Annotated in this window: 17 protein-coding genes; 13 read left to right on the forward strand and 4 right to left on the reverse strand. The window is 69.3% G+C overall.

Annotation, left to right across the window (positions count from 1 at the left end; translation table 11 throughout):
* Positions 1-247 precede the first annotated feature (247 nt).
* The 5 genes from RMP06_RS00540 (at position 248) to RMP06_RS00560 (ending at position 4,921) form a co-directional block, all read left to right on the forward strand.
* Positions 248-478, forward strand: coding sequence for a CopG family transcriptional regulator (locus RMP06_RS00540; RefSeq protein WP_310459825.1), 231 nt, complete (start codon positions 248-250; stop codon positions 476-478).
* A gap of 9 nt (positions 479-487) precedes the next feature.
* Entirely contained in the window at positions 488-895 is a 408-nt protein-coding gene (locus tag RMP06_RS00545) for a type II toxin-antitoxin system VapC family toxin (protein WP_310459826.1), read from the forward strand.
* Between the two features lie 5 nt (positions 896-900).
* Positions 901-3,039, forward strand: coding sequence for a DEAD/DEAH box helicase (locus RMP06_RS00550; RefSeq protein ID WP_310459827.1), 2,139 nt, complete (start codon positions 901-903; stop codon positions 3,037-3,039).
* The gene (locus tag RMP06_RS00555; protein WP_310459828.1) at positions 3,032-4,213 is read left to right on the forward strand and encodes a GIY-YIG nuclease family protein; all 1,182 of its coding nucleotides are present in this window, start codon (positions 3,032-3,034) and stop codon (positions 4,211-4,213) included. The genes RMP06_RS00550 and RMP06_RS00555 overlap by 8 nt, the downstream gene beginning before the upstream one ends.
* Before the next feature lie 156 nt (positions 4,214-4,369).
* Positions 4,370-4,921: a DUF3237 domain-containing protein gene (locus RMP06_RS00560; RefSeq protein ID WP_310459829.1), complete on the forward strand. Its 552-nt coding sequence runs from the start codon at positions 4,370-4,372 to the stop codon at positions 4,919-4,921.
* 23 nt (positions 4,922-4,944) lie between these two features.
* On the opposite strand, the gene RMP06_RS00565 is transcribed toward RMP06_RS00560, so the two are convergent.
* Positions 4,945-5,145 carry a DUF2256 domain-containing protein gene (locus RMP06_RS00565; protein ID WP_310459830.1) on the reverse strand — a complete coding sequence of 67 codons (201 nt, stop codon included), beginning with the start codon at positions 5,143-5,145 and terminating at the stop codon, positions 4,945-4,947.
* Between the two features lie 82 nt (positions 5,146-5,227).
* On the opposite strand from RMP06_RS00565, the gene RMP06_RS00570 reads away from it, so the two are divergent.
* Entirely contained in the window at positions 5,228-6,994 is a 1,767-nt protein-coding gene (locus RMP06_RS00570) for a SulP family inorganic anion transporter (protein WP_310459831.1), read from the forward strand.
* Here the strand turns inward: RMP06_RS00570 and RMP06_RS00575 are convergent.
* Positions 6,957-7,907, reverse strand: coding sequence for a CYTH domain-containing protein (locus tag RMP06_RS00575; protein ID WP_310459832.1), 951 nt, complete (start codon positions 7,905-7,907; stop codon positions 6,957-6,959). The two genes, RMP06_RS00570 and RMP06_RS00575, sit on opposite strands and share 38 nt — an antisense overlap.
* Positions 7,908-7,962: 55 nt before the next feature.
* Between RMP06_RS00575 and RMP06_RS00580 the strand changes: the two genes are divergently transcribed.
* The 5 genes from RMP06_RS00580 (at position 7,963) to RMP06_RS00600 (ending at position 14,357) form a co-directional block, all read left to right on the forward strand.
* Positions 7,963-8,163, forward strand: coding sequence for a DUF3460 family protein (locus tag RMP06_RS00580; RefSeq protein WP_310459833.1), 201 nt, complete (start codon positions 7,963-7,965; stop codon positions 8,161-8,163).
* A 1-nt stretch (position 8,164) separates the two neighbouring features.
* Complete coding sequence (locus RMP06_RS00585; protein WP_310459834.1) at positions 8,165-8,983, forward strand: segregation and condensation protein A; 819 nt, start codon at positions 8,165-8,167, stop codon at positions 8,981-8,983.
* Between the two features lie 47 nt (positions 8,984-9,030).
* Positions 9,031-9,939 carry a Dyp-type peroxidase gene (locus tag RMP06_RS00590; RefSeq protein ID WP_310459835.1) on the forward strand — a complete coding sequence of 303 codons (909 nt, stop codon included), beginning with the start codon at positions 9,031-9,033 and terminating at the stop codon, positions 9,937-9,939.
* Between the two features lie 123 nt (positions 9,940-10,062).
* Positions 10,063-11,460, forward strand: coding sequence for a FecR domain-containing protein (locus tag RMP06_RS00595; protein WP_310459836.1), 1,398 nt, complete (start codon positions 10,063-10,065; stop codon positions 11,458-11,460).
* A 44-nt stretch (positions 11,461-11,504) separates the two neighbouring features.
* The gene (locus RMP06_RS00600; RefSeq protein ID WP_310459837.1) at positions 11,505-14,357 is read left to right on the forward strand and encodes an EAL domain-containing protein; all 2,853 of its coding nucleotides are present in this window, start codon (positions 11,505-11,507) and stop codon (positions 14,355-14,357) included.
* Here RMP06_RS00600 and RMP06_RS00605 read toward each other — a convergent pair.
* Complete coding sequence (locus tag RMP06_RS00605) at positions 14,305-15,282, reverse strand: GMP reductase (RefSeq protein WP_310459838.1); 978 nt, start codon at positions 15,280-15,282, stop codon at positions 14,305-14,307. The genes RMP06_RS00600 and RMP06_RS00605 overlap by 53 nt on opposite strands.
* 310 nt (positions 15,283-15,592) lie before the next feature.
* On the opposite strand from RMP06_RS00605, the gene RMP06_RS00610 reads away from it, so the two are divergent.
* Positions 15,593-16,525: a caspase family protein gene (locus tag RMP06_RS00610; protein ID WP_310459839.1), complete on the forward strand. Its 933-nt coding sequence runs from the start codon at positions 15,593-15,595 to the stop codon at positions 16,523-16,525.
* Between the two features lie 20 nt (positions 16,526-16,545).
* Positions 16,546-22,293 carry a CHAT domain-containing protein gene (locus RMP06_RS00615; RefSeq protein ID WP_310459840.1) on the forward strand — a complete coding sequence of 1,916 codons (5,748 nt, stop codon included), beginning with the start codon at positions 16,546-16,548 and terminating at the stop codon, positions 22,291-22,293.
* Here the strand turns inward: RMP06_RS00615 and RMP06_RS00620 are convergent.
* Positions 22,256-23,368: a hypothetical protein gene (locus RMP06_RS00620; RefSeq protein WP_310459841.1), complete on the reverse strand. Its 1,113-nt coding sequence runs from the start codon at positions 23,366-23,368 to the stop codon at positions 22,256-22,258. The two genes, RMP06_RS00615 and RMP06_RS00620, sit on opposite strands and share 38 nt — an antisense overlap.
* Positions 23,369-23,438 lie beyond the last annotated feature (70 nt).

Consider the following 23,438-nt stretch of genomic DNA (forward strand, 5'->3'; position numbering starts at 1 on the left):
CGACCCCCTGGCTCTCAGCGCCTTCGTGTAGGGCGACCAGTTCTTCGTCGTGTACTTCTTCTTCGCCGGCTTGCTCATCCCGTCAGCCTACCTCACCGCTCGACCACCGGCCGGCTGGGTGGGTTGTGCAACAAAGCCCAAGCGGTGCCTGCACGATTCGCCATGACAAGAAGGCACGGAACCCGTGGTCGATTCAGCACATACACCCGCACATATACTTGCGCAGACTGACCAAAGGAGCCACCCGATGTCACAAATCACGCTGTATCTGGACGACGCCACCCAAGCACTGGTGGAGCAGGCGGCCAAGGCCAACGGGATGTCGAAAAGCCGCTGGGTGGCGGAGATCATCCGCAAGCACGCCGCCCACGAGTGGCCCCAGGACTGCCTCGACCTCGCCGGTTGTTTCGCCGATTTCCCGCTGCGCGAGGACAGTGCCGCCACCCTGCCCGCCGACACCACGCGCTTGGGGTTCTGAAGGCCGACCATGCTGATTCTCGACAGCAACACCATCAGCTACTACTTTCGGGGCGACCAGCAGGTGGTGCCACGCCTGCAGGCCCTGCACCCGGCTGACGTAGGCGTGCCGGCCATCGTGGAGTACGAGCTGCGCTATGGGCTGCTGCGCCTGCCCCCGGAAGCAGCCGCCCCACGCTTGGCAGCGTTGGCGCAACTGCTGCGGCCCATGCAGAAGTTGCCTTTTGACAGCGAATGCGCCACCTGCGCCGCCCGCCTTCGCGCCGATCTGGAGGCCAAAGGCACTCCCATCGGCCCCCACGACACCCTGATTGCCGCCACCGCCCTGCGCCACCAATCCACGCTGGTGACACGCAATGTGCGTGAATTCGCTCGCGTACCGGGTCTGCAATGCCTCAACTGGCACGAGACCACCTGAACCCGATGAACACCCCAGCCAACCCCACCCACGCCACCACCGTGCCATCGGTGTCCATCACCACCGCCCGCACAGGCCGATCCGCCAAGGCCAACGAACTGGGGATGCGCACCATGCAGGAGCGCGCCTACACCCGGCGCGGCGAGCAATACCTGCTGCTCAAGTCGCCGCCAGCGTCAGGCAAATCCCGCGCACTGATGTTCATCGCGCTCGACAAGCTGCACAGCCAGGGTCTGCAGCAGGCCATCGTCGTGGTGCCGGAGCGGTCCATCGGCAGCAGCTTTGCCGACGAGCCGCTGACCCAGCACGGCTTTCACTGGGACTGGCAGGTCGCCCCGCAATGGAACCTGTGCAACGCCCCCGGCGTGGACGAACCCCGCATCGCCAGATCCAAGGTGGACGCCGTGCGCAAGTTCCTCGCCAGCCCTGACAAGGCGCTGGTCTGCACCCACGCCACCTTCCGCTTTGCCGTCGAGGAACTGGGCATCGAGGCGTTCGATGACCGGCTGATCGCCATCGACGAGTTCCACCACGTGTCCAGCAACCCCGACAACAAGCTCGGCAGCCAGTTGGGCGACTTCATCGCCCGCGACAAGGTGCATCTGGTGGCGATGACCGGCTCCTACTTCCGGGGCGACAGCGAGGCCGTGCTGACCCCGACGGACGAGGCCCGGTTCGACACCGTGACCTACACCTACTACGAGCAGCTCAACGGCTACCGCTGGCTCAAGTCGCTGGACATCGGCTACTTCTTCTACACCGGCCGCTATGTGGACGCCGTGGCCAAGGTGCTCGACCCGGCGCTGAAGACCATCGTCCACATCCCCAGCGTCAATTCGCGCGAAAGCCTGCAGGACAAGGAGCGCGAAGTGAACGACATCATGAGCGCGCTGGGTGAGTGGAAAGGCGTGGACCCCGTCACCGGCTTCCATCTGGTGCAAACCCAGGCAGGCCGCGCGCTCAAGGTGGCCGATCTGGTGGACGACAGCGATGCAGCCCGGCGTTCCCGCGTGCTGGCGGCGCTGAAAGACCCCGCGCAGAAGAACAACCGCGACCATGTGGACGTGATCATCGCCCTGGGCATGGCCAAGGAAGGCTTCGACTGGATCTGGTGCGAACACGCCCTGACCATCGGCTACCGCAGCAGCCTGACCGAGATCGTGCAGATCATCGGCCGCGCCACCCGCGACGCCGAAGGCAAGGAACGGGCGCGCTTCACCAACCTGATTGCCGAACCGACGGCCGAGCAATCCGCCGTGGCCGAAGCGGTGAACGACATGCTCAAGGCCATCTCCGCCAGCCTGCTGATGGAGCAGGTGCTGGCACCGCGCTACGAGTTCACGCCGAAGAACACCGGATCGGGAGATGCCGGCAAGAAGGAAGGGTTCGATTACGGCCCGGACGGCTATCAGCCGGACCGCACCAACGTGGGCGTGAACGAGGCCACCGGCCAGTACCACATCGAGATCAAAGGGCTGAAGATGCCCGAGTCCCCAGAAGCGACCCGCATCTGCAAGGAAGACCTGAACGAGGTGGTCACGGGGTTTCTGCAGGACAAGACGGTGCTGGAGCGCGGCCTGTTCGACCGGGACAACACCGTGCCCGAAGAGCTGACGCAGTTGCGCATGGGCAAGATCGTGCGCGAACGGTACCCAAACCTGAGCGAGGCAGACCAGGAATCCATCCGCCAGCACGCCGTCGCCGCCATGAACATCACCCAGCAGGTCAAGCAGTTGCAGCAACAGCAACAGCAACAGCAACAGCAACAGCAGCAGCAGGGCAGCACGGCCCTGCTGGAGGGCGTACGCAAGTTCGTGAACGTGCATGACCTGGACATCGACCTGATCGACCGGATCAATCCGTTTGAAGCGGCGTATGCCGTGCTGGCCAGGGCGATGGACGAAAACGCCTTGCGGCAAGTCCAGACCAGCATCGCGGCCAAGAAGATCAACCTCTCCGAAGACGAGGCCCGCGAACTGACCAAGCGGGCCTTGCTGTTCAAGAACGAGCGAGGCCGCCTGCCGGACCTCCACTCCGCCGATGCGTGGGAGCAGCGCATGGCCGCAGGGGTGGCCGCACTGACCCGCTACCGTGCCCAGGCCAAGGCGGCACAGGCCCGTGAAGAGGCGATCCGCCATGGCTGACCTGGACGATGACGAACTGCTGGAGGCACTCGGGGTGGAAATCGCCCAGCTGAAGGCATCGAGCCGCACGCCGCGTGAAGAGCGGATCATCGCGGGCTTCGAGGACATCCTGCGCTTCCACCAGACGCATGGACGCCCCCCGCAGCATGGCGAGGACCGGGACATCTTCGAGCGCCTGTACGCCGTTCGCCTGGACCAACTGCGCCAGTTGCCCGAAGCACAAACCCTGTTGGCCGAACTGGATACGCCCGGCCTGTTGACGGGCACAGCCGCAGCCTCACCCCAGACAGAAGACATGGACGAGGACGCCCTGCTGGCGGCACTGGGACTGGGCGATGCGCCGAGCGACCCCAAGGACATCACCGTGCTGCGCCATGTGCGCTCCACTGCAGAACGGCGCATGGCCGAGGAAGTCGCGGACCGCACACCTTGCCCGGACTTCGAGAAGTTCCAGCCGCTGTTCGAGCAGGTGGAGCGCGAACTCAAGGCCGACATCCGCAAGACGCTGCGTTTCGGGCGCGACACCAGCGTTGCCAGCGGCCATTACTTCATCGTCGGCGGGCAGCTCGCGTATGTGGCCGAGGTCGGCGACCCCATCAAGGCGCCGAACGGCGAAAGCGATGCACGTCTGCGTGTCGTCTACGCCAACGGCACGCAAAGCAACCTGCTGCTGCGCTCTCTGCAACGGGCGCTCTACAAGGACGACACCGGCCGCCGCCTGACCGACCCCGACATGGGGCCGCTGTTCGGTGACGCATCAGAGTCTGACGACATCGAGACCGGGACCATCTATGTCCTGCGCAGCCATTCCAGCCATCCCTTCGTGGCCGCGCACCGCGAGCTGATCCACAAGATCGGCGTGACCGGCGGCAAGGTCGACACCCGGATCGCGGGGGCCGAGAAAGACGCCACCTATCTCCTGGCCGACGTGGAGGTGGTCGCCACCTACAAGCTGCACAACCTGAACCGCACCCGGCTGGAGAACCTTTTCCACCGCCTCTTCGGCGCCGCCCAGCTGGATCTGACGATCGAGGATCGGTTCGGCCATCCGGTCAAACCGAGGGAATGGTTTCTGGTCCCGCTGCAGGTGATCGACGAAGCCGTTCGGCGCATTCAGGATGGGTCGATCACTGAAGTCACCTACGACCTGGAACAAGCCCGGCTGGTAGGCTAAGCCCACAAGCCATCCGCCACGCTACATCCACGGCTGATCCCGTCTGCTGCACGCGCGGGTTTGTGCCCATGGAGGCGTCCGAGCGGGCTATCTACAGTGGTCGGGCACAAAACCAGACCGTTGTCCGGTTGCCTTGTCCGCTTGCCCCCTCACTCCATGACCCAGCCCACCCGCCGCCACTGGCTCCTCGGCGCTGCCGCCGCTGCGACCACCGCCACCCTGCCCGCCCAGGCGCAGCAGGCCCCCTCGCCGGCTTCGCCACTGGGCACCGACGTGCCGATGGTGTTCCCGCGCACGGAGTTCGTCTACGAATCCATCGTGGACATCGCCGACATGGTCAACATGGGCACCGGCCCGCTCGGCGAGCGCCGCATCGTGCCGATCACCGGGGGCGAGTTCGCCGGGCCAGGGATCAAGGGGGTCGTGCTGCCAGGTGGGGCCGACCGCCAGCTCGTGCGCCAGGACGGCGCGCGGCTGCTCGACGCGCTCTACGAACTCAAGACCGACGATGGCGTGGTCATCACCGTCCACAACCAGGTGCTCGTCCGCACGCCGCAGGGCGAGCCGCGCTACGCCGCCTCGCACATCCGCCTGAGCGCACCGAACGGCAAGTACGGCTGGCTCAACGACTGCGTCTACACCGGCACGCTCGACAGCCTGCGCCCCAAGCGCAACGCAGTGCTGATCCGCGTGTTCCGGATCGTCTGACGCCTGCACGCCAGACCACCGGCTCAGGTCGCGGCACAGCCCTTCCCCCGGCGACGCGCCTGTTGCCGGCAGGCGTCGGAGCAATGTTTCACCTCGGCCCAGTTCTTCGCCCACGCCCGCCGCCAGCTCATCTCGCGGCCGCAGGTGGCACAGGGTTTGCTCGGCAGGGCAAGCTTGTTGCCCTTGAAATGGCCTGGGGTGGACGGGCTGGGCGGTTTCTTCATGGGCTGCACGATACCGGCTGCCAGCACGCCTCGGTTGTAAGCGCGTCGGCACCCAGCAGGCGCACACTGCACAGGCCATCCAATGGAGACGCCCCGCGTGCAGAACTGGTCCACTTTCCTGTCGAAGCCGGCGTGGTTCGAGCGCTTGCACCGCTTTCACCCACGCTTTCGCGACACGCTGGCGGACTATGACCGCCCCCGCTTCCTCGCCGACCTCGGCGCCGGGGCCACCGTGGGCATCGTGGCCCTGCCGCTGGCGATGGCCTTCGCGATCGCCTCGGGCGTGAAGCCCGAGCAGGGTCTCTACACCGCCATCATCGCGGGCTTCCTGATCTCGGCGCTCGGTGGCTCGCAGGTGCAGATCGGTGGTCCGGCAGGCGCCTTCATCGTCATCATCTACGGGATCATCGAGCGTTACGGCCTGCCCAACCTGCTGATCGCCACCATGCTGGCGGGCGTGCTGCTGTTCGCGATGGGGCTGCTGAAGCTCGGCGGGCTGGTGCGCTACATCCCGGTGTCGATCGTCATCGGCTTCACCAACGGCATCGCGGTGCTGATCGCACTGTCGCAATTGCGGGATCTCTTCGGTCTGGACATCGACAAGATGCCGGCCGACTTCTTCGCGCAGATCCACACGCTGTGGGCACACGCCGGCAGCTTCAACCCCTGGGCCTTCGCGCTTGGCACCGGCTGTCTGGTGGGCCTGTTCGCGTGGACGCGGCTGTTCAAGCCCGGCACGATCCTGCCCACCGAACTGGTCGAGGGCCGCAGCGCGCGGGTGATCTCGCGCGTGCCCGGCCCGATCGTTGCGCTGGTGTCGCTGACGCTGGCAAGCACGCTGTTCAACCTGCCCGTCGAGACCATCGGCTCGCGCTTCGGCGGCATCCCGCAGGCGCTGCCCGCGTTCGACCTGCCCGAGTTCACCTGGGCGACCGCCAAGCAGTTGCTGATGCCGACGCTGACCATCGCCCTGCTCGGCGCGATCGAGTCGCTGCTGTGCGCACGGGTGGCCGACAACATGATCGATGGTCCCCGCCACGACCCCAACCAGGAGCTGATGGCGCAGGGCGTGGCCAACTTCGTCGTGCCGTTCTTCGGTGGCATCCCGGCCACCGGCACCATTGCGCGCACGGTCACCAACGTGCGCGCCGGGGCGGTCTCCCCCATCGCGGGCATGGTGCATGCCGTGGCACTGCTGGCGATCATGCTGGTGGCGGCGCCGCTGGCGATGAACGTGCCGCTGGCGGTGCTGGCCGGCATCCTGCTGTTCGTGGCGTGGAACATGGGCGAGTGGCACGAATTCGCCCGACTGCGGCACTTCAAGCTGCCCTACCGCTCGGTGCTGCTCGGCACGTTTTTCCTCACGGTGGTCTTTGATCTGACGATCGCGGTGGAGGTCGGGTTGCTGCTGGCGTGCGGGTTCTTCATCTGGCGGATGGGCCAGTTGTTCCAGGTCGAGCGGGCCACGGCCGACACGCCAGACGGCGTCGAGGTCCACAGCCTTTACGGCACGCTGTTCTTTGGCGCGGTAGGCAAGGTCGAAGCGCTGCCGGACCGGCTGTACGCGAACACCGGTGTCGTCGTGCTGGAGATGCACCGGCTGATCTCGATCGACACGTCGGGGGTGGATGCGCTGGTGCAGTTGCACAGGCAACTGCAGCGCCGTGGCGTGCGCCTGATCGTCGCCGCGCTCAACGAACAGCCACGTTCGCTGCTGACACGGTCCGGCTTCGACACGCTGCTGGGCGACCAAGGCATCACGGCGACGCTGGACACCGCGCTGGAAGCGGCGCGTCTGCACGCCCGTTCGCTCAACCCACGCCCGGCAGGCTCCACTCCAGCAGGTTGAACCACAGCGCCTGCGTGCCGGCGCGGCGCCAGATCGCGGTATCGAACACCAGTCCGGCCAACGCCGACACGGTGTCCGCTGCCCCGACGGCCTGCGGCTGCACCAGCACACCGGCCCGCAGCGTCGCAGCCAGCGTGCCCAGCGCCTGCGCCAGCGCCACCCGCTGGGCCGGCGAAGCCAGCTCCTCGGCGACCTCCCCCACCAGCGCCAGCACCGGCGCCAGCGCAGCGGCCACCTGCCGGGGCCAGGGTTGCCCGGCATCCACCGACACCGGCGCCGGTACCTCGCCTTGTGTCACCCCGCGGGCCAGCCGGTCGCCGCGCTCGGCCTTGCTGCGCACATCCAGCCACAGGCCGAACGCTTCGGTCCAGAGATACGCCAGCGAGAGCAGCCCCTCCGCCGGCCCGCTGACCAGCTCGAACTCGATCTCCCACACCGGCAGCGTCTGTCCACCACCCTCGATCTGCCCGACATCCAGCGCCAGTTCGACCACCGCACCTTCGGCCTGCACCTCGGCGTGGGTGCGGGTGATGTCAGTGGAGAACTGCAGCGCCAGATCGGCTGGAGTGCGTCCCGCGCGGGCCAGCAGCGCGATCAGCGCGACGCCGGCCGGCGTGCCAGCGTGGCGCTCCAGCGACAGCGCGGGGGCCTCGTCGCCCGATGCGGTGCCGAGCGGCGCGTTGTGTTCGAGCCGCACCATCAGGCCGTCGCCGCGGCCCTTGAGGGTCTGCACCCAGCCCTCGCCTTCCTGCCGCAGCCGCAGCGCAAAGGCGGCGCGCGCCAGCAGGCGGTCATCCGTGTCGAAGTAGCGGGCGCGCAGGCGCGTGCTGGTGCTGGTCGCATCGCGCAGGGCCTCGGCCAGCAACGCGCGGGCTGCGGGGGGAATCTGGAACTTCAGTTCGATCTCTTGCATGGCGGCGCCTGTAAAATCAGGGGTTCACTCTATAGCGTCCGCCCGCTCACACACCATGCCGCTCTTCTGGAAGCACTACAAGTCCGAGACCACCCAGTTCATCGAGAGCCTGAAGCAGCAGGATCCGAAGCTGGAGCAGCGCCAGCGCGAAGGCCGCAGCCTGCTGTGGGACCGCGAGCAGGACCGCAGCGCCCAGGGCGAGTTCAGCACCGCCAACGTGCCGCAGCAGCCCTACGTCTACCAGACCAAGGGCTGACGTGACCCGGGATCCCGGCGCCGCCGTGTCGGACACCGACCCGGCGGCGCTGGCGCGGTTGTACGGCGAGCCGCTGTTCGCGCTGCCGCACGACCTCTACATCCCGCCGGAAGCGCTGGCCATCTACCTCGACGCCTTCGAGGGGCCGCTGGACCTGCTGCTCTACCTGATCCGCCGGCAGAATTTCAACATCCTCGACATCCCGATGGCCGAGGTGACACGCCAGTACCTGGCCTACGTCGACCAGCTCCGCGAACACCACCTCGAACTCGCCGCCGAGTACCTGCTCATGGCCGCGATGCTCATCGAGATCAAGTCGCGCATGCTGCTGCCGCCCCGCCAGGTGACAGCCGACCAGGAAGCCGCCGATCCGCGGGCCGAGCTGGTGCGGCGGCTGCTGGAGTACGAGCGCATCAAGCTCGGCGCGGCCAGGATCGACCAGTTGCCGCTGCTCGGGCGCGACCTGCTGGCGGCAGTGGTCCACATCGAGCAGGCGTTGGAGGTGCCCCTGCCGGAGGTGCGTCCCATCGACCTGCGCAACGCCTGGGCCGACGTGCTCCAGCGCGCCAAGCTGACCCAGCGCCACCACATCGGTCGCGAGGCGCTGTCGGTGCGTGAACACATGACGCTGGTGCTGCGGGCCTTGCAGGGGCGGCGCTTCGTCGAGTTCCACGAGCTGTTCGACACGACGCGCGGCACGCCGGTGCTGGTCGTGACATTCATTGCCTTGCTGGAACTGGCCCGCGAGCGCCTGCTGGAGATCACGCAGGCCGAGGCCTTCGCCCCCATCTACGTGCGGCTGGCCCACACCCCATCCTGAGCAGACTTCCCCCTACACTTCGCTGAAGATCCTTCAGGAGTGTGCTGATGTCCACGATCCAAGCCGGCATTGCGGCCCGCGTTCCCACCCATGGCCGCTATATCAGCCTTGCGCTGCGCCACGACGCCGACGCCACCGTGCGCACCACGCTGCAAGCACTGGCCGCCGAGGCCGACGGGCTGCACACCGTCGTCGGCCTGGGCGCCACACTGGTGGCGCGGCTGGATGCGGCCGTGCCGGGCCTGCGCAGCTTCAGCGCGCCACCGGCCAGCCGGGTCGATCTGCCCGCCACCCCTGCCGAGCTTTGGCTGTGGCTGCGCAGCGAGGACGACCCCGGTGCACTGCTGCAGCGCGGTCGCGTGCTGGCCCGCCTGCTGGCGCCCGCCTTTGATGTCACCCACGAGCTGGCCGCCTTCCGCCACCTGAACGGGCGCGACCTGACCGGCTACGAGGATGGGACCGAAAACCCCACGGGCCGCGACATGGTCGACACCCTCGGCGTGCAGGGCCAGGGGCCGGGGCTCGACGGCGGCAGCTTCGTCGCCGTGCAGCAGTGGGAACACGCACTGGACCGCTTCGACCGGTTCGACCGAGCGACGCAGGACCGCATGGTCGGCCGCCGCCGCGACGACAACGTCGAACTCGACGACGCCCCGCCCAGCGCCCACGTCCAGCGCACCGCGCAGGAGAGCTTTTCACCCGAAGCTTTTGTCGTGCGGCGCTCGATGCCGTGGATCGAGGGTGCGCGCTGCGGCCTGCTCTTCACCGCGTTTGCCACCGGCTTCGACGCCTTCGAGGCCCAGCTCGCCCGCATGGCCGGGGTCGAGGACGGCGTGGTCGATGACCTTTTCCGCTTCAGCCAACCCGTGACCGGTGCCTATTTCTGGTGCCCGCCAGTGGGCCGCCACGGGTTGGACCTGAGCCGCATCCTGGTCGGCGGCACGGGCTCGATCTGATCAAGAGGCGCATGATTTGCCGTTTCCACGCAGAGAACAACCGGCGGGCTCGGCATAAGATACCCGCAGCGAATCTGTCACTTCCGGGTCTTCTACCTGGCCAGACGCTGACAACCCGCTCCGATGACCGCCCTGCACCGCCCGATCACCGCCCTGCTGGCCCTGCTGCTGTCCGCGGCCGGGAGCCTTGCGGCCGACGCGACTGACGAGTTTCTCTACACCGTGCAGCCCGGCGACTCGGCCTGGACGGTGGCCGCACGCTACCTGCGCGATCCGCGCCACTGGAACGAACTGCGCCTGGGCAACCAGCTCCCTGGCGACCGGCTGCGCCCGGGGCAGGTACTGCGCATCCCGATGCCCTGGCTGCGCCTGACGACGCCCGAAGCCCGGCTCACGGCACTGCAGGGCGACGTCATGCTCAACAGCGGTGCAGGCTGGACCACCGCCCGCCCGGACACCCTCCTGCCGCCGGGCACCTGGCTGCGCACCGCCACGGCCGGCACGGCAACGCTGCTGCTGCAGGACGGCACGCGGGTGCTGGTGCGCCCCGCCAGCGAGCTGCGACTGGTCCCCGTGGACGCCGCGCAGCTCAATGCCTGGCTGAAAGCCCAGTCCGCCCCGCGGAACCGGGCCGCGGCCCAACCCGCAGGCACTGCTGCTCCCGTGTGCATCGAACTGCTGCGTGGCGGGCTGGAAAACGCCGTGCAGCCACAGTCCGGCCAAAGCCGCTTCGAAGTCCGCACGCCGTCAGCGGTCACCACCGTACGCGGCACCGAGTTCCGGATCTCAGCCGATGGCGACAGCAGCCGGGCCGAGGTCGTTCACGGTGCAGTCGCGTTCGGCAATCCGCTCGGTCAGGTCGAACTGGGCGCCGCGACCGGCTCCCGCGCCGGGCGCGGTGCACAGCCCGCCGCCGCGGTGCCCCTGCTGCCCGCACCGGATCTCCAGTCCGTGGCAGAACAGATTTCCCCGGACCGGCTCCAGGCGCTGACCCTGCCGGCGCTGGTCGGCGCCGTGGCCTACCGCACGCAGTGGCTCGCCGATGAAACGCCGGCCCGCCTGCTCCATGAAAACGTGACCGAGGCGCCACAGCCGGGAGATCCGAGCCTGCCCGACGGCCGCTACCGGCTGCGCGTGCGTGGCATCGACGCGGTGGGGTTCGAAGGCCTGTCCGCCGAGCGCACGCTGGCGATCACCACGCCGCTCCCGCCGCCACCGCCCCCGCCTGCACCGCCACCCGCGCCCAGTCTCGACGCCCGCCGCACCGGCCAGCGGCTGGCGCTGCACTGGTCCCCGGTAGCGCCGCAGGCCTGGAGCCAGATGCAGGTCGCGCTGGAGGCCGGCTTCACCTCCGTCGTGCTGGACGAGCCGACCCCGCTGGACCACCTGACCCTGCCCCTGCCCGTGCGGCCGGGGCCTCTCCACATCCGCGTTCGCGTGCTGCAGCCCGGTGGTGGCCGCAGCGGCTGGTCCGAGCCGCGTGTCTTCGACCCCCGCTCGCCCCAGGAGCCCACGCCGTGATCCAGCCCCCGCCTTTCGCCCGGAGACCCCTCGCCCCGTGGCTGATGCCAGCCCCATGGTGGGTCGCGGCCGTGCTGACGGCGCTGCTGCTGCTGACCGCGCGGCCGGTGGTCGAGCGGTTCGACCTCGCGGTGCACGATCTGCTGAGCCGCGAAGTGATCGCCCCCCTGTCCGGCCCGAGCGCGCCGGCCGACAGCATCGTGGTCGCCATCGACGATGCCAGCTTGCAGGCCATCGGCCGCTGGCCCTGGCCGCGCCAGCGCCACGCCGAACTGATCGACGTGTTGCGCAGCGCGGGCACGCAGGCCGTGGGCTACAACGTGCTGTTCTCCGAGCCGGCCGCCGATCCCGCTGAAGACACGCGTCTGGCGCAGGCCATCGCCGCACACGGCCAGATCGTGCTGCCCGTGGTGCCGGAGAGCCGGCAGGCCGATGGACACACCAGCGTGCTGCAACCGCTGGCGGCGCTGGGCAAGGCCGCCGCCGCCCTCGGGCACGCCGAGGCGCCGATCGACCTCGACGGCCAGGTGCGCCGCGTGGCAATGGTCGCAGGCAGCGGCTCGACCGCCTGGGAGGCAATGCCGCTGGCCGTGCAGCGCGTCAGCGCCTCGCGCGCCGGGGCACTCGCTGGCGTCAACGTCCAGCAACATGCGCTGGAACCCTGGTGGCAGGAACGGCTGCAGCTCCTGCCCGCCGGCAACAGCCCGATCTCGCAGGTGTCGGCGTCCGAGCTGTTGCGTGATCCCAGTCTGGTGACGCTGCTCACCGGCCGGGTCGTCTGGGTCGGATTGACCGCACGCGGCATCGACGGTGCGGTCACCGTGCCAGGCCCGCGTGGCAGCACGCCGCTCAGCGCAGTCCAGTGGCAGGCACAGGTCCACCAGGCCATGGACCGCAACCGCCTCGCCAGCATCGCCAGCGCTCCGGTGGTGCTGGCGGCCAATGTGCTGCCGCTGCTGCTCGCGGCGCTGTTCGGCCGCTGGACGATGCGCTCGCTGGGCGTCAAGCTCAAGGTGATGCTGTGGCTGCTGCCCGTGCCACTGCTTGTCCAGGCCATCGCACTGGTCTGGGGCCACCTCTGGCTGCCAATGGGTGCGATGACGCTGGGCTGGTCGACCGCGCTGCTGCTGAGCCGGGCGATGGAACTCCGGGCCACGCGCCACGACCTGCAGCGCGAACGCGGCCTGGCCGAGGTCACGCTGCAGGCCATTGCCGACGCCGTTCTCACGCTCGACCAGGCCCACCGCATCCGCTACCTCAACGCCAGCGCCGAGCGACTGATTCGGCAACCGGAGACGGGACAGGCACGGGCAGTCCGAGACCAGCCGGTGCAGTCCGTGCTGAGTCTGGCGCAACCGGACGAACAGATGCTGCTGCAGGCCATCGGGGATTGCCAAGGACAGCAGCGGGTGGTGGCCGTTGACCTGTTGCTGCACCTGAACACCAGCGATGGAGAGCACCTGGTGCGCGCCGTCATCAGCCCGATGCATGCGGCGGACGAGACGGAGCGTGGTGTGGTGATCGTCCTGACCGATGTCACCGCCACGGCCCGTGCCGAACAGGCGGTCGAACACGGCAGCACCCACGACGGCCTCACCGGCCTGCCCAACCGCGTGTTGCTGACCGACCTGCTGGCACATGCCCTGGCCCACGGACGCCACCAGCACCAGGCACTCGCGGTCCTGTTCATCGACCTGGACCGCTTTGGCCGCATCAACGACAGCCTCGGCCAGCGCCAGGGGGATGAAGTGCTGGAGGTGATCGCTGCCCGGATGCGCCGCGTCTTCCGCGCCCATGACACCATCGCGCGCTGGGGCAACGACCAGTTCGTCGTGCTGATCGAGGACGTGACCTCGCGCGAAGTCGTCGCCGCGCTCGCCGCGCAGCTCATCGACATGGTGGCCCGCGACCTGCGCGTGGACGATGTCGCCATCGCCTGCACCTGCAGCATCGGCATCGCACTCTCGCCGGACGACGCCCCGACCACCGACAGCCTGCTGACGATGGCCGAAGCCGCCATGTCGCGTGCCAAGGCGGCTGGCGGCGGGCGCTTCGAGTTCTACACCCCCGGCATGTCCACGCTCACGCGCGACTGGCTGGCGCTGGAGAACCGGCTGCGCCACGCGCTCGAATCGGAAGAATTCGTCTTGCACTACCAGATCCAGACCGATCTGCGCACCGGCCGCCCGGTCGGGCTGGAGGCGCTGCTGCGCTGGCGACAGGACGACGGCGAGCTGTGGGCGCCGGCGCGCTTCCTGTCGATCACCGAGGAGACCGGGCTCATCGTCTCCGTGGGCAACTGGGTGATCCGGGAAGCCACGGCGCAGATCAGGCGCTGGATCGACGCGGGCGTCACGCCCGTGCCGGTGTCGGTCAATGTCTCGGCCCGCCAGTGCATGGACTCGCAGCTGATCGACGTGATTGCCGGGGCCCTGAAGGACGCGGATGTGCCGGCCTCGCTGCTCAAGGTGGAGATCACCGAGAGCACCGCGATGGCCGACCTCGACCACCTCAAGCAACTGCTGATGCGGCTGCGCCAGCTCGGCGTGGCCATCGCGCTGGACGATTTCGGCACCGGCTTCTCGTCGCTGGCCCACCTCAAGCGTTTCCCGGTGGACCAGATCAAGATCGACCCGAGCTTCATCGCCGACATCCACCGCGACCCGAACGGTGCGGCGATCGTGCGGGCCACGATCGCGCTGGCGCACGGGCTGGGTGTGCCGGTGGTGGCCGAAGGCGTCGAGAACGAGGCCCAGATCCGCTTCCTGCGCGAGCACCACTGCGACATCGTCCAGGGCTACCTCTACGGTCGCCCCGGCAGCCCGGACGCCGTCCGGGAGGTGCTCACATCAGCAGATGTTCACCCGCGTTATCTCCACCCAGAATCACATAGTTGACACGGCGGATGTCCTGCAGCCGCGTCCCGCCGGCGTAGGAGATGGAGCTTTGCAGGTCCTCGCGCATCTCGCGCAGCGTATCGGAGAGTTTTCCCTTGACAGGTTCCAGGATGCGCTTGCCCTCGACGTGCCGGTACTCGCCCTTGTTGAAGTCGCTGGCCGAGCCGTAATACTCCTTGTAGAGCTTGCCATCGACCTCGACCGTGTCGCCCGGTGACTCCTCGTGGCCCGCGAACAGCGAGCCGATCATCACCATCGCCGCCCCGAATCGCACGCTCTTGGCGATGTCGCCGTGGTGGCGGATGCCACCGTCCGCGATCATCGGCCTGGTCGCCACCCGGGCGCACCACTTCAGCGCCGAGAGCTGCCAGCCGCCGGTGCCGAAGCCCGTCTTCAGCCGCGTGATGCAGACCTTGCCCGGGCCGATGCCGATCTTGGTGGCGTCCGCGCCCCAGGCTTCCAGATCGATCACCGCCTCGGGTGTGCCGACGTTGCCGGCGATGACGAAGGTGTGCGGCAGCTTCGCCTTGATGTGGTCGATCATGCGGCGCACGCTGTCGGCGTGGCCGTGGGCGATGTCGATGGTGATGTAGTCGGCGCCCACGCCCTCGGCGGCGAGCTGATCGACCACCGCCATGTCCGCCGGTTTCACGCCCGAACTCAGCGAGACGAACAGCCCCTGCGCGCGCATCGATCGCGCGAAGGCCACGTTGTCCAGATCGAAGCGGTGCATCACGTAGAAGTAGCCGTTGGCAGCGAGCCAGGCGGCCAGCGGTGCGTCCAGCACCGTCTTCATGTTGGCAGGCACCACCGGCAGGTGGAAGCGGCGTCCGCCGAACTCCACCGCCGTGTCGCACTCGCTGCGGCTGTCCACGCGGCAGCGCCGGGGCAGGAGCAGGACGTTGTCGTAATCGAAGATGTCCATGGGGAAAAGGCTCTCGGAGAAGCGGGCCGCGGGAGGCAGTGCGACCACGAAACTGCGAGCGCTTGACCTGGGACCCGGTCAGCAGACCGGACCGCAGAATTTGGGCCCGGTGATCGATTCTACGCGGCGAAGTCGCGCTGGTCCGCCCCTGGAATTCGGCCCTCATGCTGGGCGCCATGCCGTGAACTTTGCACATCCGAAGTGCCAAGCATCATTCATTCGACTATGGACTTCCGGGTCAGGTGCGCTTCCACTGCACAGACAGGCTTGGAACTGTCCGGAACCATCGAACCTCCCACCGAGCACCAACATGTCCACACCCCGCACCAAGGCCGCAACCGCCACCGTTGCAAAACCCGTTGTTGTCCATGCCCGGTCGCTGCACATCGGCCTGAACGCCGTCAGCCCGGCGCACTACGGCAACTGGAGCGGCGAACTCGCTGCCTGCGAGGCCGATGCCACCGACATGCAGGCCATCGCCAAGACCAACGGCATGAAGCCGACCGTGCTGCTGACCGCCAAAGCCACCCGTGCGGCAGTGTTGGCAGCGATGCGCGCTGCGGCGAAGGCCCTCAAGAGCGGCGACCTTTTCTTCCTGACCTACTCCGGCCATGGGGGGCAGGTGGCCGACGTGACCGGCGAGGAAATCGACCGCAAGGATGAAACCTGGTGCCTCTGGGACGGCCAGCTCATCGATGACGAGCTTTACATGGAACTGAGCCGCTTCGCCTCGGGCGTGCGCATCCTTGTGCTCTCGGACAGCTGCCACAGCGGCACGGTCACCCGCGACACCGTGCCCGCACCAGTCGTTCCCGGCGCGCCCAGGCCGCGCATGATGCCGCCGGCCATCGCGCTGCGCACCTACCGCGACCACCAGGCCTTCTACGACGGCCTGCAGCGCGACGTCGCCGCAGAAGCCGGCAAGGCGGGCACCATCGACCCGGACACCGCGCTTGCGCAGGTCGCCATCGACAGCAGCCGACTCACCACGGTCGTCAGCACCTTCGGCCCGTCGGTGATCCTGGTCTCGGGCTGCCAGGACAACCAGACCTCGATGGACGGCGAATTCAACGGCGCCTTCACTGGCCGGCTGCTGCAGGTGTGGAACAACGGCGGCTTCACTGGCACCTACACCCAGTTCCGCAATGCCATCGTCACCGGCCTGCCCGCCACCCAGACACCGAACCTGTTCGTGCTGGGCAGCGCCGCCAGATTCCTGACACAGCGGCCGTTCACGGTCTGATCCTTCCGCAGCGTGCCACCATGGACCTCCGCGCAACGCCCCAGACCGCCACCCTGCCAGCCTTGCTGAAGGTGACCGGCCCGCGCGGCACGGCCGCCGACCCGCCAACCGACACCTGCTGGTTGCCACCCGGCTTCCTGCAGGCACGCCAGAGCCTGTCGATCACGGACGCCCCCGATGCCCCCCGGCTTGCCATCGACTCCGACCCGGACGCCGCCACGGACGGACGCGAACTGCTGGCGCTGGTGCTGGCCGACGGCAGCACCTGGCTCACCACCGCGGCGCGGCTCGACCACCGGCTGAAGCGCCACCTGCCGGGCCTGGCCGACGCGGACGGTGCCTGGCGCCTGGACCGCCTGCCCTGGCCCGACGACAGCGGGCCCCGGCCCCCCGGCAAGCCCGGCCCCCTCGTCGTGCAGGTTCACGTGCTCGCCGCGGGAGGAGCGGGTGCGGAACCCGATCCGCTGCTCGGCCACCTCGGCGCCGCACCCGACGCCTGCGCGCTGATGCGGGCCATCGAAGCACCGCTGGCCCCTGCGCCGGGTCTGTACCGCTGGGACGGGCAGTCCCTGCGCGCCTCCACCGAAGCCCCTTCGACGCAGCCGATGCTTGTGCTGCTGCACGACCTCGCCTCGAACACCGCGGGCAGTTTCGCCGACCTCGCCAGCCGGGACCGTGCGCTGTGGAGCCGGCTGGAGCGGCACTATCCCGGCGGTGTCTGGGCACTGGAGCACCACACCTGGTCCGAGAGCCCGCTGCGCAACGCGATCGACCTGCTGGACGCGCTGCCGGTGGGTGCCCGCGTCAGCCTGCTGAGCCATGGCCGCGGCGGGCTGGTGGGCGACCTGCTGTGCCTGCGTGGCGGCGAAGCGGAGATGGCCCATGGCGTGCCGGACACCGCAAAGGATCCGGCCTCCGAGGCGCAGCGGGCGCTGCTGCAGATGCTGGCGAGCCGCCTGGGCACGCGGCTGGTGGTGGTCCAGCGCCATGTCCGTGTCGCCAGTCCGTCAGCGGGATTGCCCTGGCTGGCCGAGCACCCGGATCTCTTCCTCTCCAGCCTGTTGGCGCAGATCGGGCAGGTGCCGCGGCTGGCCGGCCACCCGCTGCATGCCGCCGCCCGGCGCGCCGTGGTCGAACTCATCGCGCGCCGGATCGAGGTCCGCAGCGTCCCCGGCCTGGCGGCGCTGCTGCCGGATGCACCACTGGCCCGGCTGCTGCTGCGCGCAGCGGTGCAGCCGGACATCGACATGGCCGTCATCGCAGGGAATGCCGACAGCAGCAGCCTGCTCTGCACGCTGGGCGCCGCGCTCAGTGATTGCCTGGACGGCGAGCAGCGCGACCACGACCTGCTGGTCGGCACCGATTCGATGCTCGGCGGCGTGGCCGTCGCAGCGCAAGCCCGCGTCCTGCTCGACCGCGGGCGGCAGGTGGCGCATTGGCGCTACTTCACCAACGACTCGACCCGGCGTGCCGCGCTCGGCTGGCTGAGCGCCGAGCGCCCGCAAGAGGAACCCGGCTGGACCCTGCTGACCGGCAACACCGCGGAGCCACGCGCTGCGGCCAAGGCCAGCCGCAGCACGACCGGCCCTCCGGTGCCGGGGCCGGTCGTGCTGATCCTGCCGGGCCTGATGGCCTCGCACCTGCGCCGCGCCGACGGACAGCGGGTCTGGTTTGACCCGCAGGCCCTGCCGCTGGGCGGGCTGACCTCGGTCGCCTGGGAGCAGCCCGTCGAGGCCGATGCCGTGTTCGACGCCGTCTGCGGCGATCTCGCCGACCACCTCTCGGCGACCCACCGTGTCGAGACCTTCCCCTACGACTGGCGCCAGCCGCTGGACGTGCTCGGCGACCGGCTCGGCGAGCGCCTGAGCGCCCTGCTGCGCGCAAGCGACCAGCCGGTGCGCCTGCTGGCCCATGGACTGGGCGGACTGGTCGTGCGGGCCTGCATCCTGCGCCGACGTGCCGTGGTGGACGAGCTGATGCGCCGCGACGGCGCGCGGCTGGTGATGCTCGGCACCCCGCACCATGGCACGTACGCCGCCGTCGAGGCCCTGCTCGGCAAATCGGCAGCCCTGCGCGGGCTGGTCTGGCGCGACACCGCGCAGCCGATGTCCACGGTGCTGGCGACGCTGGCCGAGTTCCGCGGGCTGCTGCAGCTCCTGCCGCAACCCGGCAGTTCCGATGCCGACGGCAACCCTGATTTCCAGCACACCGACACCTGGACCGCACTCGGTCAGGCGAACCGCGACCGCTGGTTCGGTGACACCCTCGCCGCGGTGCCACGCCAGCAGGCGCTGGACGCAGGGAGCTGGCTCTGGCGCCAGGCCACCGGGGTCGATGCCGCGCTGCCCGCCGCGTATGCGGACCGCACGATCGCCGTGCACGGCGTGGCGCGGCACACGCCCTGCGGCGTGCGCATCGAAGCGGGCCGCCTGCAGATGGTCGCCACTGCGCGCGGCGATGGCACGGTGACCTGGGCCTCCGGCCAGCTCGACGGCATCGGCCGCCACTACTACCTGCCGGCCGACCACGGCGAGCTGACCACCAGCCGCGACGGGTTCCCCGCACTGACCGAGCTGCTGGAACGTGGTGCGACCCGTCGGATCCCCAGCACGCCGCCCGCCACGCGGGATACGGCCGCCGACACCCCCACCCGCTACGACGCCGGGCCACCCGAAGCGCTGGACACCGCCCTGCTGATGCGCGGCCTGTCCGGTGGCACGCGCCGACCCAGCCGACCCGCCGCGCGGCTCACCCGCACCTGCAGCCGCACGATGAACGTGCAGGTGCGCGCCGGTGACCTGCGCTTCGTCAGCACGCCGCTGATGGTGGGCCACTACGAACACGACCCCATCGCCGGCCCGCAGGCCGTGGTGGACCGCGAGCTGCTCGACGGCGCGCTGAGCGAGCGCTACCGCCTCGGTCTCTACGCCGGCCCGCGCGGATCGGCCACTGTCGTCATCTCGCCGCCCAACGACGCCGAGCGGCGGCGCGGCAGCCTGCGCGGCGCGATCGTCGTCGGGCTCGGCCGCTACGACGGCGCGCTCGGCGCCCGCGAGCTGACCGAATCGGTGCGCACCGGCGCGCTGCGCTACCTGATGCAGGCGCAGGATGTCCTCGGCGGCGCCGAGCGGGCGCTGTCGCTGAGCACGCTGCTGATCGGCTACAACTCCTCGCTCAACCTGACCGTGGCCGCCTCGGTCGACGCGCTGGTGCGCGGTGTGCTGGAGGCCAACCAGCGCTTCGCCGAAACCGCCCGGGCGCGTCTGCACATCGAGCGGCTGGAGATCGTCGAGATGTACCTCGACACCGCGATCAGTGCGGTCCATGCGCTGCGCAGCCTTGCGGGCACCCTGTCCACGCAGGCCCGGCTGGCCGACATCGCGCTGACCTGCCAGACCCGACTGGTCGAAGGCGACGGCCTGCGCCCGCGGCTGGCCGACACCCGCAACGCGAGCTACTGGCCACGCCTGATCGTCACCGATGCGCGCACGGGCCAGCCCTGCCAGGACGGCAATGGCAGCATGACTGGCTCGGTCGCCACCGACACCACCGGAGACGCCAGCGACGGCCGACCCCGGATGGCCGACTGCCTGCGGTTCCTCTACGTCGGGCAGCGCGCCCGCGCCGAATCGGTGGTGCAGCAGCGCCAGCCCGGGCTGATCGAGGCCCTGGTCCAGCAGCACAACGGCAGCCCGGTCTGGAACGAGCACATCGGCCGGATGCTGTTCCACCTGATGGTGCCGCACGACTTCAAGGACACCGCCCGGCAGCTGGAGCGCATCGTGCTCGTGGTGGACGACGCCACCGCCAACGTGCCCTGGGAGCTGCTCTACGCGCCGGACCCGGACGACGAGAAGACCTGCATCCCGCTGTCGCTGCGCACGCCGGTCGTGCGCCAGCTCAACACCACGCAGTACCGGCCGCGGGTGCGCCAGAGCCTGGGCCGCTCGGTGCTGATGGTCGGCAATCCCTGCGTGCGGGGCTTCGCGACCGGGTTCCGCGGCCGCGATGGCAGCGCGCTGACCGATCCGGACAATCTGCCCGGCGCCGAGGCGGAAGCGCAGTCCCTCACCGCGCTGATGACCGGGCTGGGGCACGATGTCCTGCCGCTGATCGGCCCGGTGGCGGCCACCGCGACGCAGGTGCTCGGCTCCCTGCTCGGCCAGCCCTTCCGCATCGTCCACATCAGCGCACACGGCGTCCACCAGCTGCCACACCGCGACGGCCGGCTGCGCTCCGGCGTCGTGCTGTCCGACGGCCTGCTGCTCACCGCGGCCGAGATCGAGGCGATGGAAGCCGTGCCGGAGCTGGTCTTCCTCAACTGCTGCCACCAGGGCGTCGTGGTCGGCGGTGATCTCCAAGGCAACCGCCTGGCCGCCAGTCTGGCGCAGCGGCTGATCGGCATCGGCGTGCGCTGCGTCATCGTGGCCGGCTGGGCAGTGAGCGACACGCTGGCAGCGCAGTTCGGACAAGTGTTCTACGAAGCCCTGCTGCGCGACAACCAGCCCTTCGGCGACGCCGTCTTCAAGGCCCGCAAGGCGATCTGGGAGCAGGATCCGGGTGACGTCACCTGGGGCGCCTTCCAGGCCTACGGCGACCCGGCCTGGCAGGCCGAGGCCGGTGGAGAACGCAGCGGAACCGCGTCGGAACAGGCCCCGCCGGTCAGCGTGGAAGAGCTGCTCGACGAACTGTCGCGCCACAGCGCATTGGCCTCGCGCCGCCTGTGCCTGCTCAACCCCGGTGTACTGGCCGACCAGCGCGCCCAGCTCGCTGACTACATCGCCCGGCGCATCCCTGCCGACTGGCAGGACGACCCGCTGATCCTGTCGGCGCTCGGCACGACCTGGGCCGAACTGGACGATCCGGAAAAAGCCTGTGCGGCCTACCGCGCCGCACTCCAGCACGACGATCCGCGTGGCCGGGTGCCCGTGCGCGCCATCGAGCAGCTCGCGGTGATGGAGGCCCGCTGGGGCGAGCGGTCCGGCAATGCCAGCCTGATCCGCCAGGCCCTGCAGCGGCTGGAAATCACCCAGCGGCTGATCGGCCCGTCGGACCAGGGCGAACCGGTCGTCAGCCCGGAGCACTGCGCCCTGCGTGGCGGCAGCCATGTGCACATGGCCAGCCTGTACGCCGCGATGGTGCTCCAGCAGGCCGACAACCCGACGCACGTCCGCACCGTCGGCACGGCCATGTTCACGTCGCTGGAGGAGGCCATCGCCGCCTACACGCTGGCCGAAGGCGGACAGGGCACCCAACCGTTTTCGCCCTTCCACGCCATCAACCGCCTGTCGCTCGACGCCATCACGCCCTGGGAAAGCGAGGACGAACGCGTCGCCGCGCGCCGCCTGGCCACCGAGGCGGGCGAGGTGGCGGCCCAGCGCTTCGGGCTGCGGGACAACTTCTGGAACGCCGTGATGGTGCCGGAAGCGCGGCTGGTCGAGGTGTTGCTGGACGGTGACCTCGGTCGGCCTGACGCGCCGGCATTGGCCGAGGTTCGCCAGGCCTATGCGCAGGCCCTGTCCAACCTGACCGTCAAGCCCCGCCAGATCGATTCGGTGATGGCCCGCCTGCGCACGCTGTCCTGCCTGTTCGATGCGATGGTGCTGTTCGAGGGTCCACGCCGCGCCAACCTCGCGCTGAACCATTGGTGGACCGCCGAACACCTCCTGACGCTCTGCGAGGCACTGCTCCCCGGCAGCCAGCCACGCCGCGATCGCCCGCCGCGCCCGCTCAGGCCGCGGCCAGCGCCTCCGCCCGGCGCGAGTTGACCCGGCGGTCCTGCGCACCCGGGGCCAGCCTGGCCGGATAGACCCGCCGCTCGCGGCGCTGTTCGTCCAGCAGCGCCTTGGCCTGACCGACCCAGTTCTCGCGGTAGATGCGGCGGCCGAAACGCGGCAGGTTTCCGGCCACCCACTGCTGCTCTTCCGCCTTCCAGCCTGCGATCTGCCACAGGTACCAGACGCCGCAGCGGTTGAGCCAGGTCTGGTTGGACGGGCCGATGCCGACAATGCGCAACAGGTTATCGGGCGGGGGACTGTCCGACTGGCGCTCGAAAGGCCTCAACCCGCACGCACCGGGGGCGCTCGGCGGATGGGCGTTGGCGGCCGGCAGGGCGGTCGCAATGGTGGTCAGCGCCGCTTGCGCCACGGGGCGCACCATCAACACGCGAGCGCGCTCGTGCTCCAGGGCATGGCGCGCCTCCTCCAGGTGCCGCTGGCCGATCACCATCTGCTGCTCCAGCACGTTGGCGCGGTGCTGCAGCGCCGCCTGTGCAGTGTCCGATTGCTCTAGCAGGTCGAGCAGCTTGCCCACCTCCTGACGCAGGTTGTCGCGGGCCTCGCAGACCTGGCGGTGCTGGTCCGCATCGACACGCACTGTCTGGCGCTCAGCGGCCAGCAGCTCGCCGAATTCGTCGCACTGCACCCGCAGCGCCTGCACCTCGCGCCGGTGCGCCGTCCGCTCCGCCGCCACCTGCCGGTCCATCGACAGCAACTGCTGGCACAGCGCCTGCTCTGCCTTGCAGTAACCGGCGCGGGCCCCGTCCATCTCGCGCCGCACCCGGTCCAGCGCCTGTTCATGCTCGTCGCGGAGCTGATTGCGCTCTTGCGCCGCGGCCTGCGCACAGCGCAGCGACTCCATCCGCTCCTGATCGGCGGCGGCAAACCGCGCCTCATGCTCGTCCAGCCAGCGATCCTGCTCGGCCCAGCACCGGCGATGGACCGCATCCAGCTCGGCCAAATGGACCTGACGTCCACGCAGCAAAGTGAACCCGCCACCCAGCAACAGGCCTGTCAGACTGACCAACAGCAGGTCGAGCCACCAAACTTGACCAATCACACCCATGGGACACCTCCTAGGTCTGGCAATGCGTTACTTTTTGTAACCATCTGCAATGTGCTTACTATCGTGAAAA

The organism is Sphaerotilus sp. (assembly GCF_031429695.1).
Classification (GTDB): Bacteria; Pseudomonadota; Gammaproteobacteria; order Burkholderiales; family Burkholderiaceae_C; genus Sphaerotilus.

Excerpts from the sequence above, each read along its gene's own strand:
- RMP06_RS00600 (WP_310459837.1), top strand. The coding sequence starts at position 11,505 with ATGCCAGCCCCATGGTGGGTCGCGGCCGTGCTGACGGCGCTGCTGCTG.
- RMP06_RS00555 (WP_310459828.1), top strand. The coding sequence starts at position 3,032 with ATGGCTGACCTGGACGATGACGAACTGCTGGAGGCACTCGGGGTGGAA.
- RMP06_RS00605 (WP_310459838.1), bottom strand. The coding sequence starts at position 15,282 with ATGGACATCTTCGATTACGACAACGTCCTGCTCCTGCCCCGGCGCTGC.
- RMP06_RS00545 (WP_310459826.1), top strand. The coding sequence starts at position 488 with ATGCTGATTCTCGACAGCAACACCATCAGCTACTACTTTCGGGGCGAC.
- RMP06_RS00620 (WP_310459841.1), bottom strand. The coding sequence starts at position 23,368 with ATGGGTGTGATTGGTCAAGTTTGGTGGCTCGACCTGCTGTTGGTCAGT.
- RMP06_RS00595 (WP_310459836.1), top strand. The coding sequence starts at position 10,063 with ATGACCGCCCTGCACCGCCCGATCACCGCCCTGCTGGCCCTGCTGCTG.
- RMP06_RS00590 (WP_310459835.1), top strand. The coding sequence starts at position 9,031 with ATGTCCACGATCCAAGCCGGCATTGCGGCCCGCGTTCCCACCCATGGC.
- RMP06_RS00610 (WP_310459839.1), top strand. The coding sequence starts at position 15,593 with ATGTCCACACCCCGCACCAAGGCCGCAACCGCCACCGTTGCAAAACCC.
- RMP06_RS00615 (WP_310459840.1), top strand. The coding sequence starts at position 16,546 with ATGGACCTCCGCGCAACGCCCCAGACCGCCACCCTGCCAGCCTTGCTG.
- RMP06_RS00540 (WP_310459825.1), top strand. The coding sequence starts at position 248 with ATGTCACAAATCACGCTGTATCTGGACGACGCCACCCAAGCACTGGTG.
- RMP06_RS00570 (WP_310459831.1), top strand. The coding sequence starts at position 5,228 with ATGGAGACGCCCCGCGTGCAGAACTGGTCCACTTTCCTGTCGAAGCCG.
- RMP06_RS00580 (WP_310459833.1), top strand. The coding sequence starts at position 7,963 with ATGCCGCTCTTCTGGAAGCACTACAAGTCCGAGACCACCCAGTTCATC.
- RMP06_RS00565 (WP_310459830.1), bottom strand. The coding sequence starts at position 5,145 with ATGAAGAAACCGCCCAGCCCGTCCACCCCAGGCCATTTCAAGGGCAAC.
- RMP06_RS00575 (WP_310459832.1), bottom strand. The coding sequence starts at position 7,907 with ATGCAAGAGATCGAACTGAAGTTCCAGATTCCCCCCGCAGCCCGCGCG.
- RMP06_RS00550 (WP_310459827.1), top strand. The coding sequence starts at position 901 with ATGAACACCCCAGCCAACCCCACCCACGCCACCACCGTGCCATCGGTG.
- RMP06_RS00560 (WP_310459829.1), top strand. The coding sequence starts at position 4,370 with ATGACCCAGCCCACCCGCCGCCACTGGCTCCTCGGCGCTGCCGCCGCT.